The organism is Pseudomonas sp. NPDC087626 (assembly GCF_044743405.1).
Classification (GTDB): Bacteria; Pseudomonadota; Gammaproteobacteria; order Pseudomonadales; family Pseudomonadaceae; genus Aquipseudomonas.
Map to the genome: position 1 here is coordinate 34814 of NZ_JBIUWJ010000010.1, position 16177 is coordinate 50990.

11 protein-coding genes are annotated in these 16177 nt (G+C 59.6%); 8 read left to right on the top strand and 3 right to left on the bottom strand.

The genetic code is table 11. The annotated features are described in order from the left end of the window. Positions 1-7: 7 nt before the first annotated feature. Genes ACIOVD_RS10510 through ACIOVD_RS10525 form a run of 4 tightly spaced genes read left to right on the top strand, consistent with a single transcriptional unit; the run spans position 8 to position 5279 of the window. Positions 8-1573 carry an ABC transporter substrate-binding protein gene (locus ACIOVD_RS10510; RefSeq protein WP_401127486.1) on the top strand — a complete coding sequence of 522 codons (1566 nt, stop codon included), beginning with the start codon at positions 8-10 and terminating at the stop codon, positions 1571-1573. Then, positions 1566-2624, top strand: coding sequence for an ABC transporter permease (locus tag ACIOVD_RS10515; RefSeq protein WP_095169061.1), 1059 nt, complete (start codon positions 1566-1568; stop codon positions 2622-2624). The genes ACIOVD_RS10510 and ACIOVD_RS10515 overlap by 8 nt, the downstream gene beginning before the upstream one ends. A 10-nt stretch (positions 2625-2634) precedes the next feature. Continuing rightward, positions 2635-3474 carry an ABC transporter permease gene (locus ACIOVD_RS10520; protein WP_401127488.1) on the top strand — a complete coding sequence of 280 codons (840 nt, stop codon included), beginning with the start codon at positions 2635-2637 and terminating at the stop codon, positions 3472-3474. Then, complete coding sequence (locus ACIOVD_RS10525) at positions 3471-5279, top strand: dipeptide ABC transporter ATP-binding protein (protein ID WP_401127490.1); 1809 nt, start codon at positions 3471-3473, stop codon at positions 5277-5279. The genes ACIOVD_RS10520 and ACIOVD_RS10525 overlap by 4 nt, the downstream gene beginning before the upstream one ends. A 545-nt stretch (positions 5280-5824) precedes the next feature. On the opposite strand, the gene yghX is transcribed toward ACIOVD_RS10525, so the two are convergent. The 3 genes from yghX to ACIOVD_RS10540 form a co-directional block, all read right to left on the bottom strand. Beyond that, positions 5825-6712 (bottom strand): YghX family hydrolase, encoded by an 888-nt coding sequence (gene yghX / locus ACIOVD_RS10530; protein WP_095169065.1) that lies wholly within the window; start codon positions 6710-6712, stop codon positions 5825-5827. Positions 6713-6774: 62 nt separating this feature from the next. Next, positions 6775-7284 (bottom strand): MaoC family dehydratase, encoded by a 510-nt coding sequence (locus ACIOVD_RS10535; RefSeq protein WP_401127492.1) that lies wholly within the window; start codon positions 7282-7284, stop codon positions 6775-6777. A 166-nt stretch (positions 7285-7450) separates the two neighbouring features. Next, positions 7451-7786: an Imm51 family immunity protein gene (locus tag ACIOVD_RS10540; RefSeq protein WP_401127494.1), complete on the bottom strand. Its 336-nt coding sequence runs from the start codon at positions 7784-7786 to the stop codon at positions 7451-7453. A gap of 173 nt (positions 7787-7959) precedes the next feature. Here ACIOVD_RS10540 and ACIOVD_RS10545 point away from each other — a divergent pair, with 173 nt between their 5' ends. The 4 genes from ACIOVD_RS10545 (at position 7960) to ACIOVD_RS10560 (ending at position 16121) form a co-directional block, all read left to right on the top strand. After that, positions 7960-9183 (top strand): EAL domain-containing protein, encoded by a 1224-nt coding sequence (locus ACIOVD_RS10545; RefSeq protein WP_401127496.1) that lies wholly within the window; start codon positions 7960-7962, stop codon positions 9181-9183. Positions 9184-9271: 88 nt separating this feature from the next. Then, positions 9272-12190: an ATP-binding protein gene (locus ACIOVD_RS10550; RefSeq protein WP_401127498.1), complete on the top strand. Its 2919-nt coding sequence runs from the start codon at positions 9272-9274 to the stop codon at positions 12188-12190. Positions 12191-12204: 14 nt separating this feature from the next. Continuing rightward, complete coding sequence (locus tag ACIOVD_RS10555; RefSeq protein ID WP_401127500.1) at positions 12205-15474, top strand: ATP-binding protein; 3270 nt, start codon at positions 12205-12207, stop codon at positions 15472-15474. Next, positions 15471-16121, top strand: coding sequence for a response regulator (locus tag ACIOVD_RS10560; RefSeq protein WP_095169071.1), 651 nt, complete (start codon positions 15471-15473; stop codon positions 16119-16121). Before ACIOVD_RS10555 ends, ACIOVD_RS10560 begins: the two co-directional genes overlap by 4 nt. The last annotated feature ends 56 nt before the right edge of the window (positions 16122-16177 follow it).

A 16177-nucleotide genomic window follows, 5' to 3' on the forward strand; every position in this document is an offset into this window, starting at 1 on the left:
GCGCGTCATGAATCAGGATTTTCCCCGCCGGGTGTTTCTCGGCAACAGTCTGGCGGTCGGCGGCGGTTTGCTGCTGGGCAGCAGTCTGCTCAGTGGCTGCGACAGCCCCGCGGATACGCCTAGCGTGCTTTCCAGCACCCCGGTGCGCGGCGGTCGGCTGCGGGTCGGCATCATCGATGGCGACCAGTCCGGCAACCTTGACGCGCACAAACCGGTGGGCGGCGGGATCATTCGTGGCTGGGCGCTGTACAGCAAGTTCTGGGAGTGGAACAGCGATGTCAGCACGCGCCTGGCCCTGGCCGAATTTGCCGAGCCGAATGCCGATGCCAGCGCCTGGACCATCCGCATCAAGCCGGGGCTGGAGTTCCACCACGGCAAGACCATCGGCGCCGACGACATGCTGTTCTCGCTGTTACGCCTGACCGATCCCAAACTGGCTTCGCCGTTTGCCGGCCTGGTCGGGGCCATCGACCGCAATGCCTTGCGCAAGCTGGACGAGCGGACCATCGAGATCCGCTTCAAGGAAGGCCAGAGCTTCTTCCCGCTGGACGAAACCCTGATCAGCTTTGGCGGCATCGTGCCCACCGACTACCACCCGATCAGCAATCCGGTGGGCGCGGGCCCTTACAAGCTCAAGAGCTTCATCCCCGGCCAGCGCTCGCTCTACAGCCGGTTCGAGCACTACTACAAGCCCAATCAACCGTATGCCGACGAGCTGGAGATCATCGAGTTCAAGGACCAGGTGTCACGCTCGGCGGCGTTGCGTGCCGGGCAGATCGACCTCGCCAGCGGTGTGCAGGCTGAACACAGCGCGCTGCTCAAGGCCGATTCGCGGTTGCAGCTCTGCGTGTCGCCCAGCACCTCGTTTACCGGGTTCAACCTGAACCTGGCCAAGGCGCCGTTCCAGGACGTGCGTGTGCGCCAGGCCTTTCGCCTGCTGGCCGACCGGCAGGAACTGGTGAACCGTGGCCTCAACGGATTCGGGCGGATCGCCAATGACCTGTACTCACCCCACGACCCGACCTACAACCACGCCATCGTCCAGCGTCCCCATGACCTGGAGCAGGCGCGCTCGCTGCTGCGCCAGGCTGGGCAGGATGACCTGCGGGTCGAACTGACCACCACGCCGGGGCCGGGGGTCAATGCGGCATTGGTGTTTGCCCAGCAGGCAAAACAGGCCGGGGTGCAGATCAAGGTCACCCAGGTCGACGGCTCGGTGTTCAACGGGCCGCAGCGCGAGAATTGGCTGCTGTCGCCGGGTTCGACCCCGGCCCGCGGCTTTCTCGCCTCGGCCTTGCACAACGATGCACCGCAGGCGATCTATAACCGCAGCAATTTCCATGACCAGCGTTTCAGTGCGCTGTACCAACAAGCGCTGGCGCAACCGGATTTGGCCCAGCGCAAAGTGCTGGTGCACGAAGCCCAGGGTATCCAGCACGAGCGCGGTGGCTTGTTGATCTGGGGTTTCAACGACGTGCTCGATGCGGCATCGACCCGGGTTGGCGGGCTGCTGCCCGAGCAAACCACGTTCGCCTCCTGGCGCTTTGACGAGCTGTGGTTGAACCATGGATAAATCCTCCAAGCAACCGCGTACACCGGCGTGGCTGGCCTGGTTCATCGGCCGGCTCGGCTATGGCCTGCTGACGGCCTGGGTGATCAGCCTGGTGGTGTTCATCGCCACGCAGGCGCTGCCCTCGGACCCGGCCCGGGTGATTCTCGGCCCGGATGCGCCGCTGGAAAGCATCCTCACCCTGCAACGCCAACTGGGCCTGGATCGGCCGATCCTCGAGCAGTACCTGGGCTGGCTGGGGCACGCCGTGCGCGGTGAGCTGGGGGTGTCGCTGGACTCCAATGCGCCGGTGGCGAGCATCCTTTTCACGCGTTTTGGCTACACCCTGGCGTTGTTGGCCGGGGTGATTGCCCTGGTGGTGCCGACGGCGCTGCTGTTGGGGGTGAGCCTGGCGTTGCGCCGCGACAGTCGCCTGGACCGCATTAGCCTGTCGTGGCTGATCTTCCTCAAGGCGACGCCGGGGTTTCTGTTGGCCATCGGCCTGGTGCTGCTGTTTTCCATGCCGCACATGGACGTGCTGCCGGCGGTGTCGCTGATCGACCCGGACCGTTCGCTGTGGCGGCAGTTGCAGTACCTGGTGTTGCCGGTGTTGGCCCTGAGCCTGTCGGCGCTGCCGTACCTGACGCGGATGGTGCGGGCCTCGATGATCGAGGCACTGGAGTCCGACTACGTGATCGCGGCCCGACTGCGCGGGATCGCCGAGTGGCGCATCGTCTGGCGCCACACTTTGCCCAATGCCCTGGTGCCGGCCATCCAGGGCGTGGCGCTGACCCTGCGCACGCTGATCGGCGGGGCGTTGCTGGCCGAGGTGATTTTCAGCTACCCCGGCATCGGCACCTCGCTGAATTCGGCGATCCAGATGCGCGATCTGCCGATGATCCAGGCCATCGTGTTGTTGATCACCCTGGGCGTGGTGCTGATCAATCTGTGTGCCGACCTGCTGACCGTGCTGCTCACCCCCAAGCTGCGCACGGCCCGGCGCGTGACCCTGATCCAGCGCAATCGTCGGGGCATCCAGCCCTGGTGGCGGCGCTCCACTTCCAAGGCTCCATGAGAGGTGCTGCATGCGTGACTTATCCGCGACTCGCTGGCACTGGCTGGCACACACGCAAACCCGCAAAGGCGCGGTGATCACGCTGCTGGTGATTGCCCTCGCGCTGTGCGGCCCCTGGCTGGCGCCCCACGGGCCGACCGACATGCTCGGCACGGTCTATGGGGTGCCGACGGCCGGGGCGTGGCTGGGTTATGACTTCCTCGGGCACGATGTGCTGTCGCGCCTGCTCAATGGCGGTTGGTCGGTGCTGTGGATGTCCGTGGCCGCCGCTGCGATCGCCCTGCTGGTGGGCAGCACCCTGGGTTTGCTGGCGGGGTTTTCCCGGCGTCGGCTGGACCAGTTGATTACCTGGCTGGCGGATGTCTCGCTGGCGTTTCCGGATTTGATCCTGGTGCTGCTGATCGTCTCGATGCTCGGCCGCGCGCCGTGGCTGATCGTGCTTACCGTGGCGATTGCCTTCACCCCTGGGGTGATCCGTCTGGCCCGGGGCAGCGCGGTGGCGGTGGCCGGCCAGGAGTTTGTCGAGGCCGCACAGATGATGGGCTATTCGCGTTGGCGGATCCTGTTCCGCGAGATCCTGCCGAACATCCTTACACCGCTGCTGGTGCACTTCGGCAACATGCTGACCTGGGGCGTGGGCATGCTGTCGGGCCTGAGCTTCCTCGGTTACGGCGTGGCGCCGCCGACTGCCGACTGGGGCTTGATGATCAATGAAAACCAGGCCGGATTGCTGGTGCAGCCTTGGGCCGTACTGGCGCCGGCGGTGCTGATCGGGATCTTTGCCTATGGCACCAACATCCTGGCCGAGGGCATCGGCCGCAGCAGCTCACGGATTGGAGAAAAGCCATGAATGCGCTCGCAGGCTTTGAATCACCAGACAAGCTCAGCACCCAGGTGCTGCAGGTGAGCGACTTGCGCGTCGAGCTGCACGGGCAGGTCGATGTACTCTCGGGGGTGTCGTTCAGTGTCCAGGCTGGGGAAATTCTCGGCCTGGTGGGGGAGTCGGGTTCCGGCAAGACCACCCTGGCCACGGCATTGCTGGCCCACGCCCGACGCGGTGCGCGGATTGTTGGCGGTCGGGTCGAGGTGGCGGGGCAGGCCTTGCTGACCTTGCAGGGCGATGCCTTGCGCCGGGCCCGGGGCAGCCTGATCGGCTATGTGGCGCAGGACCCGGCCACGGCGTTGAATCCGGCGTTGCGCGTCGGCAACCTGCTGCGCGAAACCCTCGGCGCGCACCAGGTGCAACTGGACCGCAGCGCGCAACGCCAGCGCATCAGCGAGACCTTGCGCGACGTCGGCCTACCGGATGATCCGGACTTCCTGCGGCGCTTTCCCCACCAACTGTCCGGCGGCCAGCAACAACGGGTGATGCTGGCGCTGGCGTTTGTCCTGCGCCCGAAGCTGATCGTACTGGATGAACCGACCACCGCCCTGGACGTCAGCACCCAGGCCCACATCCTCGCCACCTTGCGCCGGCTGTGCAAAAGCCTGGGGGTCGCGGCGGTGTATGTGTCCCACGACCTGGCGGTGATCAAGGACCTGGTGGACCGGGTGATGGTGATGTACGCCGGGCGCATCGTCGAGACCGCCAGCCGTGAGGCGCTGTTCAGCCGGCCGGCCCATCCCTATACCCGGGGCTTGCTGGCGGCGATTCCGGATGTGGCGCAGCGCCGCGAACTGGCGGCGATTGCCGGGCACGCCCCAGCGCCGGGGCAGCGGCCAGTCGGCTGTGGTTTCGCCGCACGCTGCCCGCGGCGCACTGCCGCCTGTGCGCTGGCCGAGCCAGCGTTGCTCGAGGTCGCGCCAGGACAGCAGGTGGCGTGCCTGGACCCGCATCGGCAGGCGTTGCAGTTGATTGCCAGTCAGGGCGCGCAGCGGGTCGGGGAGGTGGTTGAGCGACCGGCGTTGCTCGACATTCAGGGGCTGAACGTGGCCTACGACCGCCAGGTGTTGTTCGATGTCTTGTTGCGCGTGGCGCCCGGGGAATGCCTGGCATTGGTCGGCGAGTCCGGTTCCGGCAAGACCAGCCTGGCCCGCGCGGTAGCGGGTTTGGGGGAGAACGCCCAAGGCCGGATGTATTATGCCGGGCAGGAGTTGAGCCTGGCGGCGCGGCAGCGTGAGGCCGGGTCCCGGCACCAGATCCAGTACATCTTCCAGAACCCGTACCGGGCGTTGAACCCCCGGCAGACGGTACTACAGACCCTCAGCGGGCCCTTGGCGCATTTCTTCGGGATCAAGGGTGACGAGGCCCGTCAGCGGGTAGCGGCGGTGCTTGAGCGGGTGTCGCTGCCGGCTTCGGTCGGCGCGCTCTACCCCCATAGCCTGTCGGGCGGCGAACGGCAACGGGTGGCTATCGCCCGGGCGCTGATCTGCCAGCCGCGCCTGCTGATCTGCGACGAAATCACTTCGGCGCTGGATGTCTCGGTGCAGGCGTCGATCCTCGCGTTGTTGCGTCAGTTGCAGGCGCAAGGGCTGACTCTGTTGTTCGTTACCCATGACCTGGGCGTGGTCCGCGCCATCGCCGACCGGGTGGTGGTGCTCCAGCACGGGCGAGTGGTGGAACAGGGTTGGGTCGATGCGGTGCTGGACCAACCGCAGGCAGCCTACACCCGCACGCTGCTGGAAAACTCGCCGACGCTGGCGGGGGTGTTGTAGGCGTGGGCTTGGATACTGCCTGACCCACCGCCATCGCGAGCAAGCCGCAAGCGGGCGCCCGCTCCACAGGTTCTGTGGGTGTATGCGGGATCTGCAAACACTGCAAATTACTAGTGTGGGAGCGGGCTTGCCCGCGATGGTCGTCAACGATGACGCGTGCAGTCTGACACCCAGCAGCGCCCTCAGGCTTTTCGCGAGCAGGTTCTGTGGGTGCATGCGGGATCCGCAAGCACTGCAAATTACTGTGGGAGCGGGCTTGCCCGCGATGGTCGTCAACGATGACGCGTACAGCCTGATGCCCAGCGGCGCCCTCAGGCTTTTCGCGAGCAGGGCTCGCTCCTACAGGTTCTGTGTGTGTATGCGGGATCTGCAAGCACTGCAAATTACTGTGGGAGCGGGCTTGCCCGCGATGGTCGTCAACGATGACGCGTACAGTCTGACACCCAGCAGCGCCCTCGGGCTTTTCGCGAGCAGGGCTCGCTCCCACAGGTTGAGTGGGTACATGCAAAATCTGCGAACAACTTGGTCCTTTGTCAGGGCAGCTTCTAGACCAGGTATCGATTGAACCAGGCCAGGGTTCTGCTCCAGGCCAGTTCAGCGGCTTGCTGGTCGTAGCGCGGGGTCGAGTCGTTGTGGAAGCCGTGGTTGGCGCCGGGGTAGATGTAGGCTTCATAGGTCTTGCCATTGGCCTTCAGGGCCTGCTCATAGGCTGGCCAGCCTTCGTTTATTGCCTTGTCCAGCTCGCCGTAGTGCAACAGCAGCGGCGCCTTGATCCGTGGTACATCCTTGGCGTCCGGCTGGCGGCCATAAAAGGGCACGGCCGCGGCCAGTTCCGGGTAGGCCACTGCAGCGGCATTGGACACCCCACCGCCATAACAGAAGCCGGTCATCCCGACTTTGCCGTTGCTGGCGTCGTGTTTCATCAGCCACTCGATAGCGGCGAAAAAATCGTTCATCAGCTTGGCCGGGTCGACCTTGGCCTGCAGCTCGCGACCCTTGTCATCGTTGCCCGGATAACCGCCCACCGAACTCAGGCCGTCGGGCGCCAGGGCGAGGAAGCCGGCCTTGCCCAGGCGCCGTGCGACATCCTCGATATAGGGGTTGAGCCCGCGATTCTCATGCACCACCACCACGCTTGGCAGCTTGCCGCTGGCCTTGGCCGGGCGCACCAGGTAGCCGCGAACTTCGCCATGGCCCTTGGGCGAGGGATAAGTGACGTACTCGGCGAGAATCTGCGGGTCGGTAAAGGCCACCTGCTCGGCCAGCGCATAGTTGGGGCTCAGGGCGGCGAGCAGGGCGCTGGCGTTCATGCCGGCGAAGGTGAATAACGCCGCGCGATCGAGGAACTGGCGGCGGTTGATTCGCCCATGGGCGTAGTAGTCGTAGAGTTCCAGCAGTTCAGGGGCAAAGTCTTTCGCAGTGAGACGGTTCATCTGTGCGCTCCCGTGAAAATCGTTGACGGACCCCAGCAGCAGGGGATCGAGGCGTCGCGGTGTCAGAGCAGCATAGCAGGCGTCGCCAGGGCGCAGGCTTCACGGGCGCCGTTGCTGGGGTCGCCTTCGGCGAGCATTCGGCTGAGGATTTGCCGTTCTTCTGCCCTCGGTACGATGCCGCTGGTATGGGCCTGCAACACCACAACGCCGTCTTCGTTGGTCATGGTTACTACCGCCTTGGCCCGGGCGTTGTCGGTGATTTCAGTGATGACCCAGTGGCAGGTGATGCGGTCGCCGGCATACACCGGCTTCTTGAATTCGAATGTCATGCCAGCCGCCAACCAGCCAATCTGTCCACCGATTTCGGTGAGCAGGCTGGCGGTCAGCAGGCCGTGGGACACCGGCGCCCGAAAGCCTCGCGCCTCGGCGAAGCGGTCATCACAATGCACCGGGTTGTAGTCACGGGAAATCTTCGCGAAGTCCTGGATGTCGGCCTCGCTGAAGTGGCGGCTGAGGGTGAAGCTGTCGCCCACCTTCAGGCCCTGGGCGGCACGCTGTCTGAGGCTGGTCAATGAGTCGTCCTTTTATTGTAGTGATCGGCGGGGCCTATCAATAAGCGGCTGGAGAGCCTGCGTCAACGAGCAATTTCATCACCCACAAACGTACAAGCCAGGTCGCCAGCTGCCTGCGTAGACTGCGCCAGCACAAGCACCGGATCCTTGTCTGAATGCCTGGCGCTTACTTGAAAATTCGAGTAATTGCCTGGCGCAGGCAGATCCCCCAGCAACACAACTGTCCGACCACTCTGGGCATCAGGCTGTCGGCGCGTGACAGCAGGTCTTCAAGCGCTGCGTCGTCATGGAAAACTGCGCTCATCACCTCGCCCAGGCGTTCAAGCGCCCAATGCGGGCCGTATGCGGCAAACATACGTTTTTCGGGGGTAAACGACAGCAGGCCCTGCACGCCGGGCAGGCGCATCTTTATCAGCATCTGGGCGATGGCGCTCCAATCGTAGCCATTGCCGCTCCAGTCCCCGCATTGAAGGCTCTTGAACACGTAGGTCTTGGCTTCCATCGAACTTTCTCAAAGGTGTCGATGCTGCCTGGTTTTGTAAGTGCGGAATCGATTGATCAATATTGCGAATCGTCTCATTTTCACTGAGAAACCCCAGGTATAGGCTCGCCGTTTTTAGACGAATAAAACCGCCTATGGACGATCTATATCGGTGTAATGCAAGGGGGAGCTAGATGAGCCATCACATAATAATGAGCCTTGGCCGTGCGGCTGATTCATTTACCGTGCTATTGGTCGAAGACCATGACTTTCAACGCGAGTATGTCGCCCAGCAACTGCGTTCCGATCTGGGGGTGAACGTCGACAGTACGTCGGATGGGGCCTTGGCCCTGGAGATGCTTCAGTCGAAAGCCTATGACCTGGTCATTTGTGATCTGGCGATGCCTGCCATGGATGGCATTGTATTTATCAAGCGCCTGGGGGATCTGGCCTGCAAACCCAACCTGATCGTGCTGTCTTCCCAGCCTGTTTCTCTGATGCAACTGGTTGAGCGCCTGGCGTTGTCACTGGGTTTTGATAATTTCCGGACATTATCCAAGCCCTTTGTCCTGGCTGAGTTTGTTTCGGTGATCCAGGGCTTTGGCCTGGGGTGCGCCGGTGCACAGGTCGAGGCGTTATCCAGTGTGCAACTCAACGACAATTCGGCCTCGATCCTGGAGGGGTTGATCCGCAAGCAATTCATACCCTGGTACCAACCCCAATATGACACCCAGACCGGGCGGGTGGTGGGTCTGGAAGTACTTGCGCGCTGGGATCATCCGGTGCGGGGCATGCTTGCGCCCGCGGTGTTCATCGATACCATCGTTAAATCAAGCTGGGTCAATCACCTTAATTCGATGCTCCTGGAAAGTGCGCTGAAAGCGCTAAAAGTCTGGCGCAAAACTGATCCGGATCTGACCATCTCTTTTAATATCCCGGTCTCTCTGCTGGTAGAGGAATCGCTGCCCGAGCGCTTGCTGGAGTTGGTTAGAGGCTGCGGCGGCGACCCGGCGGCACTCATGCTGGAACTGACCGAGACCACGATTACCGATCGCTTCAGTGATTACCTTGCCGGTGCTGCCCGGCTGAAGCTCAAAGGCTTCAAATTATCCATTGACGACTATGGCACTGGGTACTCGTCGTTGCTGAACTTGATGTCAGTGCCCTTCGATGAAATAAAACTCGACCGTGTCTTTGTGCAAGGCGCCCATAAAAACCTGTCGGCCCAGGCGGCACTCGAAAGTAGTATTTCCCTGGCTCAGCGCCTGGGCATAAAAATCATCGCCGAAGGCGTGGAAGACCCCCTGGACCTGGCCCTGTTGCAGCGTCTTGGCTGCCATACGGTGCAGGGTTTCCTGTTGGGCAAGCCGGTGGCCGAGGCGCAAGTTGAAGGGCTCTTGTGCAGGTCGAAAAGTTGACGAGTAACTAATGACATTGGTCGTCGGTGAGGGGCTGATTAAGAATCTTCCTATGTTTTAGCGGGCGGGTGATAGATACCATTTTTGAATGATCAAGAATCGTATTTTAAACCTGCTGCAAATAGACTCGATCCTCCACCCTGGGTTTGCGTTGCGGTTGATCAACTGTTTGGCCGGTGCCTTTGTCATGGGTGTTATGGGCTGCATCGCCATGTATGGCTATGCTTCGGTAACGGCTGAAATATCCGACTATCGGAAAGTTTTCAATAACGGCTATACCCAAGGTCGGGACTTTTTCGAGTCCTCTGAGCTGTTGTTGTCAGGCTTGATAAAGTCCATTGATATTTTTCCAGAGGCCAATAGCCAGAATAATACCCTGGATAAAAAAACCTTCTATCTTGGTACGGGAACCGTTGCTGGGAGAGGCGAGGGGGTGCTTTATCTTTCCGGACAACGCCAGGAGGAGCTTCGGCAGTCCGGTATTAACTTGATCTATGTCAATCGGCTTAGCGCCCAAGTTCGCTATATCTTTAAAGCGCAGGCAGACACGCCCGATCATTTGAGTTTGATTGCTGCGAAGCTGCACAGCTTCGAGCCAGAGAGTAATGTCGGCGCAATTAGAATATTCAGGTTGGGCAGTGGCAGTAATAGAAAGTCTTATATATTCGAGCCAATTTCGTCCCGGGCAATTCCGGGGGCGTGGCTTGGTGTGGAAGTGCCATACAGTCAGGTTCGTGAGTCCATCAAACAGGAATTGGACGCTGCTGCGCATCTGTCGATCAAGTTCCTGGTGCTCGACGAAAATGGCCTGCCGGTGGAGGAGAGCGGGTCAAAGCTCGAGGGCAAGGGGCAACTGGACGCGAACTTCCTCAATGTGCTTAAAAACGCTAGCGACGGCTTTTCCACTGCTGGCGCCCCGGTGTTCAAGATCTTCCTGAAAAAAGAGTTAGGTAGGGGGCAGCGCTGGATCGTCTACTACGCGGACTACCTGGATGTCGTTGCCCAAGTGAAGTACAGCTTTGTCTGGGGGGCATTATTATTTGTCGTCGCCCTCGTTTCTGCTGTTCTGTTGCTCAAATATGTCAAAAAAGCCGTGTTCCTACCGGCGCAGGAGCAGGCGACCCAGTTGCTGGAGCGCGAGGCATTCAACCGGACGATGTTGGCTCTGGCCCCCGTCGGTATCTGCGTGCTGAACCGGGAGAGCGGTGAGCTTCTGCTGCAAAGCGAAAAGGCCAAAAGATTGCTGGAACTGCAAGTCGAGGTGGACGGCCAGCGACAAAGCCTGCAAGCGTACTTCTTGAGCGTCCCGGTCAATGACCCCCTGGAGCCTTTCAGGTCGGGAGTGACTGCGTTTTCAGTGACCGATCAAAGCCCTCGGCACATCCAGTTTTCCTTGGCTGCCTTGCACTATCACGAGCAACCGGTGCTGTTCTGTTCGTTCGTTGACGACAGTGCTCGACGCAATACCGAGTTGATGTTGGCGGCGGCCAAGCAAGCGTCTGATGTCGCCAATGCAGCCAAATCAACCTTCCTGGCGATGATGAGTCACGAGATTCGCACCCCGCTGTATGGCGTGCTTGGCACCCTGGAATTGCTCGGGCGCACCGAACTGCAATCGCAGCAACGCGATTACCTAGACGTTATCGGGTTTTCTTCCGGCAACCTGTTGCAGATCATCAACGACATCCTGGATTTCTCGAAGGTCGAAGCCAATCAGATGGTGCTGGAGTGCGCCCCCTTCAACGCGGTCGAGTTTGTCGAGGCGGTAGTTCGAGGTTTTGTCCCCTTGGCCTTGAAGAAACGCGTACAGCTGCAGTGCTACTTGCCACCCGACCTGCCACTGCTGGTGGGGGATCGCAATAGGTTGCAGCAGGTCCTCAGCAACCTGCTCAGCAATGCCGTGAAGTTCACGGACTGCGGGAAGATTGTCGTTCGCCTCTATGGGCATGAGAGCCGTCCCGGTCATTACGCGATCAAGCTGCAGGTCGCGGACTCGGGTATCGGAATCGCCAAGGCCCAACAAGACATGTTGTTCGAGCCTTTTATACAGGCAGACACCTCCATTTCCCGCCGGTTTGGCGGCACCGGCCTGGGCCTGTCGGTCTGCAGTAAGCTGGCGCAGTTGATGGGCGGGCAAATCGACCTGGTCAGTGAGTTGGGCCTGGGGAGCAGCTTCACCTTGTCCCTGGAGTTGCCCATTGCCCAGCCAGCGTTGTCGATCTGTCTCAACGGCCGGCCCAAGGTTCAGATCCTGGTGGATACCTGTGATCAGTACGATGCGTTGAACGCGTTGATCAGCCACGCGGGAGCGCAGGTTGAAGCCTGGTCACCGTCGTTGCACCCAGCGAAAGGCACACTCCTGGTAGTGGGGACCTGCGGTCTTGCCGACACTGAGGTTGATGGATTTGCCGGGGTTGTCTGGCTGGATCTTGAAGGGTTGCCGACACCCCAGTGGCGAGAAAATGGCTGGCACGTCAGCTATGTGAGCCAGCAAGGGCTTCTGCAGGCCCTGCACATGTTGTGTGGTGCCCCTGCGGTGGCTTTGAATCAGGTGCATGTGCCCATACCGGGGTTCAATAATTTGCGGGTTCTTGCCGTTGAAGATCACCCAGTCAATCAACTGCTGCTGGCCGAGCAACTAGAGCAGTTGGGTTGCATTGTGACCATGGCCAGTGATGGCGCTGAAGCTCTGCAACGTTGGCTTCGTGGTGAGACTTACGACGTGATGTTGACTGACGTGAACATGCCGCGGATGGATGGCTATGAGTTGGTCCGGCAGCTACGGCAACAGGGGATCACCGTGCCGATTATCGGGATAACCGCCAATGCGCTGGCTGAAGATGAGGAGCGATGCCGGCTCGCAGGCATGGACGCGCATCTGGGAAAACCTGTTTCGTTGCAGGGGTTGAGGCAGGTTCTTGAAGGGGTATTGCTGAACAAGGACCGCCTTGAAGGTCCGAAAGTTGCTATACATAGTCAACAGCCGGGGTGTTCTCAGGCGTACTAAGGATAGGTAGCCCAGTGGAAAAAAGGCAATTTCAGTTGTCGAAGCGATTGCTTGATTGTGCGACCGTCCTAGGCGTTTTGCTGTTATCTGTATTTTTCTGCTTTCATCTTTATAGTGTTTTTGTCACCGCCATCAGTCGTTATGACAGTTGGAGTCGTGAGCATACCCGGGCGCTGTTCTTGCGTACGGAGTTGGAGTCCTTGTTCGTCCGAGGCACCTCGAAAATAATCCATTCGGCAATCAGTGCCGGCACGGTGAACCACGGCGGTGTAGCCGCTGACATGATTCGCCTGCTCCCTCAGTCGGCGACCGAGATTGATGGTGTGGCCGGGTTCGGGCATGGCCTGTTTCTTCGGGGTAGACCGGCCGCTACGGAGGAGGGTGAAGCAAACTTCATTACCCAGGCCAAATACGTGTCCTATATCGAGGGTACGGCCTGGCATGACGCTTACAAGCGTCGGCATCGTTTTCTGGTGGCTGCAGATGAAGATCTGCTGTTTAGCGTGCCGAGTGCAATGAGAGACTGGAAGGATGAAGTCAGTCGAGATCCTGACGCCCTGGCTAACTATATTTCCAGGGTTCGAGCCCCGATTTGGAGCAGCTACAACCGTGCAACCGACAAAGCGCGGGAGGCGGTATGGACAGCGCCGTACTCGAGCGCCTTGTCTGAAACATCGGTGATTGGCTGCTACACACCGATCTATAGCCAGGACGGCAAGCTGCAGTCTTTTCTGGTGGGCGAGGTACCCGTCGCGGAACTGGTTGATCGGCAATGGTTGCAGAAATACAGCATGAGCCTGGCCCTATTTAATCCCGACAGACAGTTAGTGGTGGCTGACCCAGAGTTGGGGAACCTGGACAGGATAAAGGCCAAGGCCCTGTCGATGAGCGGGATCACCAATCTGGATTACGTGATTGACGGCAAGTGGCTGCAGATTTATGTCGTGGCCCCCATGTCGAGTTGGCGGGTGGTCTACAGCATCCCCTTGAGCGTGGTTTTTTTTGACAACATTGTTCCGGTTGTCATGTCTGTTCTAGGGCTTTTCATCGGCTGGTTTTTTATCTTTTTGGGCGCGTTGGGGTTTAAGAAATATTTGCTGTTCCCTGCGCAGAAAAATGTGATGAAGATGTCCGAAAGCCGTGAGTTGATTCAGGTGTTGATGGATTTTTCACCCGTTGGCTTGTGTTTGATCCGGCGCGCGGACGGGCAGGTGTTAATCCAGAATGAACAGTCCCGTGCATTGTTGACCTTGGCGATTAATAGCGTCGAGCCAGAGCGCAAACTGCAAGACTACTTTTTGCAGGTGTCGAGTGTGGAAAGCTCCGGCACCTGCAAAGTCGAAGTGGATGCGCATGAGCAGGCTAGTGGCAAGTTAGTGCATGTTCTTGCGGCGCTGGTGGAGGTCAATTATCACGACCAACCGGCAGTGTTCTGCTCTTTTGTCGACGACAGTGAGCGTAAGAACGCCGAGCTGATGCTGTCAGGGGCCAAAGCCGCTGCCGACGAGGCAAACCAGGCCAAATCGATTTTCCTGGCAATGATGAGTCATGAGATTCGTACGCCCTTGTATGGGGTGTTGGGGTCGCTGGAGTTGCTGGGCAAGACCGCGCTTGCGCCTCAACAGCGCGATCATCTGAAAAATATTGAGCTGTCCTCCAGTAACCTGTTGCAGATCATCAATGACATCCTCGATTACTCGAAGATCGAAGCCAACCAACTGGCGCTGGTCCCCGCTGCGTTTAATCTGGTGGAGTTGATCGAAGGGATTGTCAGGAGCTTCAGCAGCCTGGCGGAGAAAAAGCACGTGCAGCTCTACTGCTGCTTGCCACCTGATGTGCCCTTGGTAATAGGTGATAGCAATCGCTTGCAACAGGTGCTGAGCAATCTGCTGAGCAACGCGGTGAAGTTCACCGACAGTGGAAAAATTGTCGTGCGGTTGACCCCGGCTCCTGCACAAGAGGGGCAATTGGCAATGCGCTTGCAGGTGACCGACTCAGGCATTGGCATTGCCAGGGACTCCCAGGAGCACCTGTTCGAACCCTTTATCCAGGCTGAAAACACCACGGCGCGACGGTTCGGTGGAACCGGGCTGGGGCTGTCGATCTGCCGGCAACTGGTCCGGTTGATGGGGGGCGAAATCGAGCTGGTCAGCGAGGTCGGCCTGGGCAGTAGTTTTTCCGTGTTGCTGACACTGCCTATCGCCGGTCCCGCACCCTCGATACGCTTGAGTGAAGTAGCGAGCTATCACGTCCTGGCGGAGGCGAATGATCAGCGCGAAAGCATTCTCGCGTTGATTGAGCATGCCGGAGGGCATGTGCAGTTGATCGCGGCAAACCCGACACCGGTCCGAGACGATGAATACCTGGTGGTGGGCTGGCCTCAATCCTGCGAGGTCAAGCCGCACGAACGTTACGCAGGTGTAATCTGGCTTGATCGCGATGGCTTGCCAACCCCGCAATGGCAGGACGACGGTTGGCATGTCAGCAGCATCTGCCAGCAAGGGTTGTTAAAGGCCTTGCTGCTTGCCAGCGGTGAATCCCCCAGCGAGAGTGCGGCCAGCGTCCAGCCCATCGATCATCTGCCTGGTGGGCAAAAACAGTTGCATGTCTTTGCGGTAGAAGACCACCCAATCAATCAAATAGTACTGACCGAGCAACTGGAGCAGCTAGGCTGTCGGGTCACCCTGGCATCCGACGGCAGGGAGGCGCTGCAACTCTGGCAGCGCGGACTGACCTTCGACGTGCTGCTGACCGACGTCAATATGCCTAACCTGGACGGTTATCAGTTGGTCCGGCAATTGCGCGAAGCAGGGCTCACTACCCCTATCGTGGGGGTGACCGCCAATGCTCATGCGCAAGAGGGTGAGCGTTGTCGAGACGCTGGAATGGATGCCCACCTTGCCAAGCCGGTTTCCCTGGCCAGCTTGCGGGCTGCACTGGTTGCCGTGGGAGTGCTGGTCGAAGCGGCCGTGGACATTCCACCTGAATCGAATATCGTATTGACGTTGAATGGAATTAAGCCCGCTATGCGCGACCTGTTTATTTCAACCACGCAGAAAGATTGGTCAGCCATGCTGGCAGCGCTGGCAGAAGGAGACACAACCGTTGTCACTCAACATGCCCATCGCTTGAAGGGGGCGTTGGTGACTATTGGCGAGTTGGACGCCGCGCACCTGTGCTCGGAAATTGAGAACCAGGCCCAACTGGGTCGACTCAATCGCCTGGATGAACATGTGCAGCAGCTGGCGCAGTATTTGAGTCCAATTCTTGAGGCATCTTCATGAACCTGAAAGTGATTCTGGCTGACGACCATCCGATTGTCTTGCTGGGTGTACGGATGTCCCTTGAGCACGAACCGGGCATCGAGGTGTGTGGCGAGGCTGGCGACTCGACCGAATTGGTCGAGCTGATGGATAAAGTGCAGCCGGACATTCTGATCAGCGACTTTTACATGCCCGGCGGGGCCCATGGTGATGGACTGACGTTGGTCTCCTTCGTCAAGCGGCGTTATCCAGACGTCAAGTTGATCATCCTGACCATGATGACCAACCCCTCGATCCTGGAGAATATTCTCGCGGCAGGCACCGACGGCATTCTATTGAAGAGTGGGCGCCAGGACGATGTGGTGGATGCCATACGACGCGTCGCGTCCGGGGAGAGGTACATTGGCACGGAAGTCAAAAAGTTGCTCCACGAGTTCCGCCTGGATCATATGAATTCCAGGGGGGAATATGATCAAAAGGCGTTGTCGAAAAAAGAATCCGAAGTGCTCAGGTTATTTGTCGCCGGGCATACCGTTTCGGAGATCGCAGTGATATTGAGTCGCAGCGTCAAGACGATCAGTCATCAGAAAATATCGGCACAACAGAAGTTGGGAATCAGCAACGATAAAGAGTTGTATGAGTATGCAATGAGAAATGGCCTGCTGTGACCGTCAAAGGTCACGTCGGGAGCATTCCATGATGCTCGATTGAAGACTCTGTCCTT

Coding starts and splice junctions, on each gene's coding strand:
- ACIOVD_RS10510 (WP_401127486.1), top strand. CDS start 8: ATGAATCAGGATTTTCCCCGCCGGGTGTTTCTCGGCAACAGTCTGGCG.
- ACIOVD_RS10515 (WP_095169061.1), top strand. CDS start 1,566: ATGGATAAATCCTCCAAGCAACCGCGTACACCGGCGTGGCTGGCCTGG.
- ACIOVD_RS10520 (WP_401127488.1), top strand. CDS start 2,635: ATGCGTGACTTATCCGCGACTCGCTGGCACTGGCTGGCACACACGCAA.
- ACIOVD_RS10525 (WP_401127490.1), top strand. CDS start 3,471: ATGAATGCGCTCGCAGGCTTTGAATCACCAGACAAGCTCAGCACCCAG.
- yghX (WP_095169065.1), bottom strand. CDS start 6,712: ATGAACCGTCTCACTGCGAAAGACTTTGCCCCTGAACTGCTGGAACTC.
- ACIOVD_RS10540 (WP_401127494.1), bottom strand. CDS start 7,786: ATGGAAGCCAAGACCTACGTGTTCAAGAGCCTTCAATGCGGGGACTGG.
- ACIOVD_RS10545 (WP_401127496.1), top strand. CDS start 7,960: ATGAGCCATCACATAATAATGAGCCTTGGCCGTGCGGCTGATTCATTT.
- ACIOVD_RS10550 (WP_401127498.1), top strand. CDS start 9,272: ATGATCAAGAATCGTATTTTAAACCTGCTGCAAATAGACTCGATCCTC.
- ACIOVD_RS10560 (WP_095169071.1), top strand. CDS start 15,471: ATGAACCTGAAAGTGATTCTGGCTGACGACCATCCGATTGTCTTGCTG.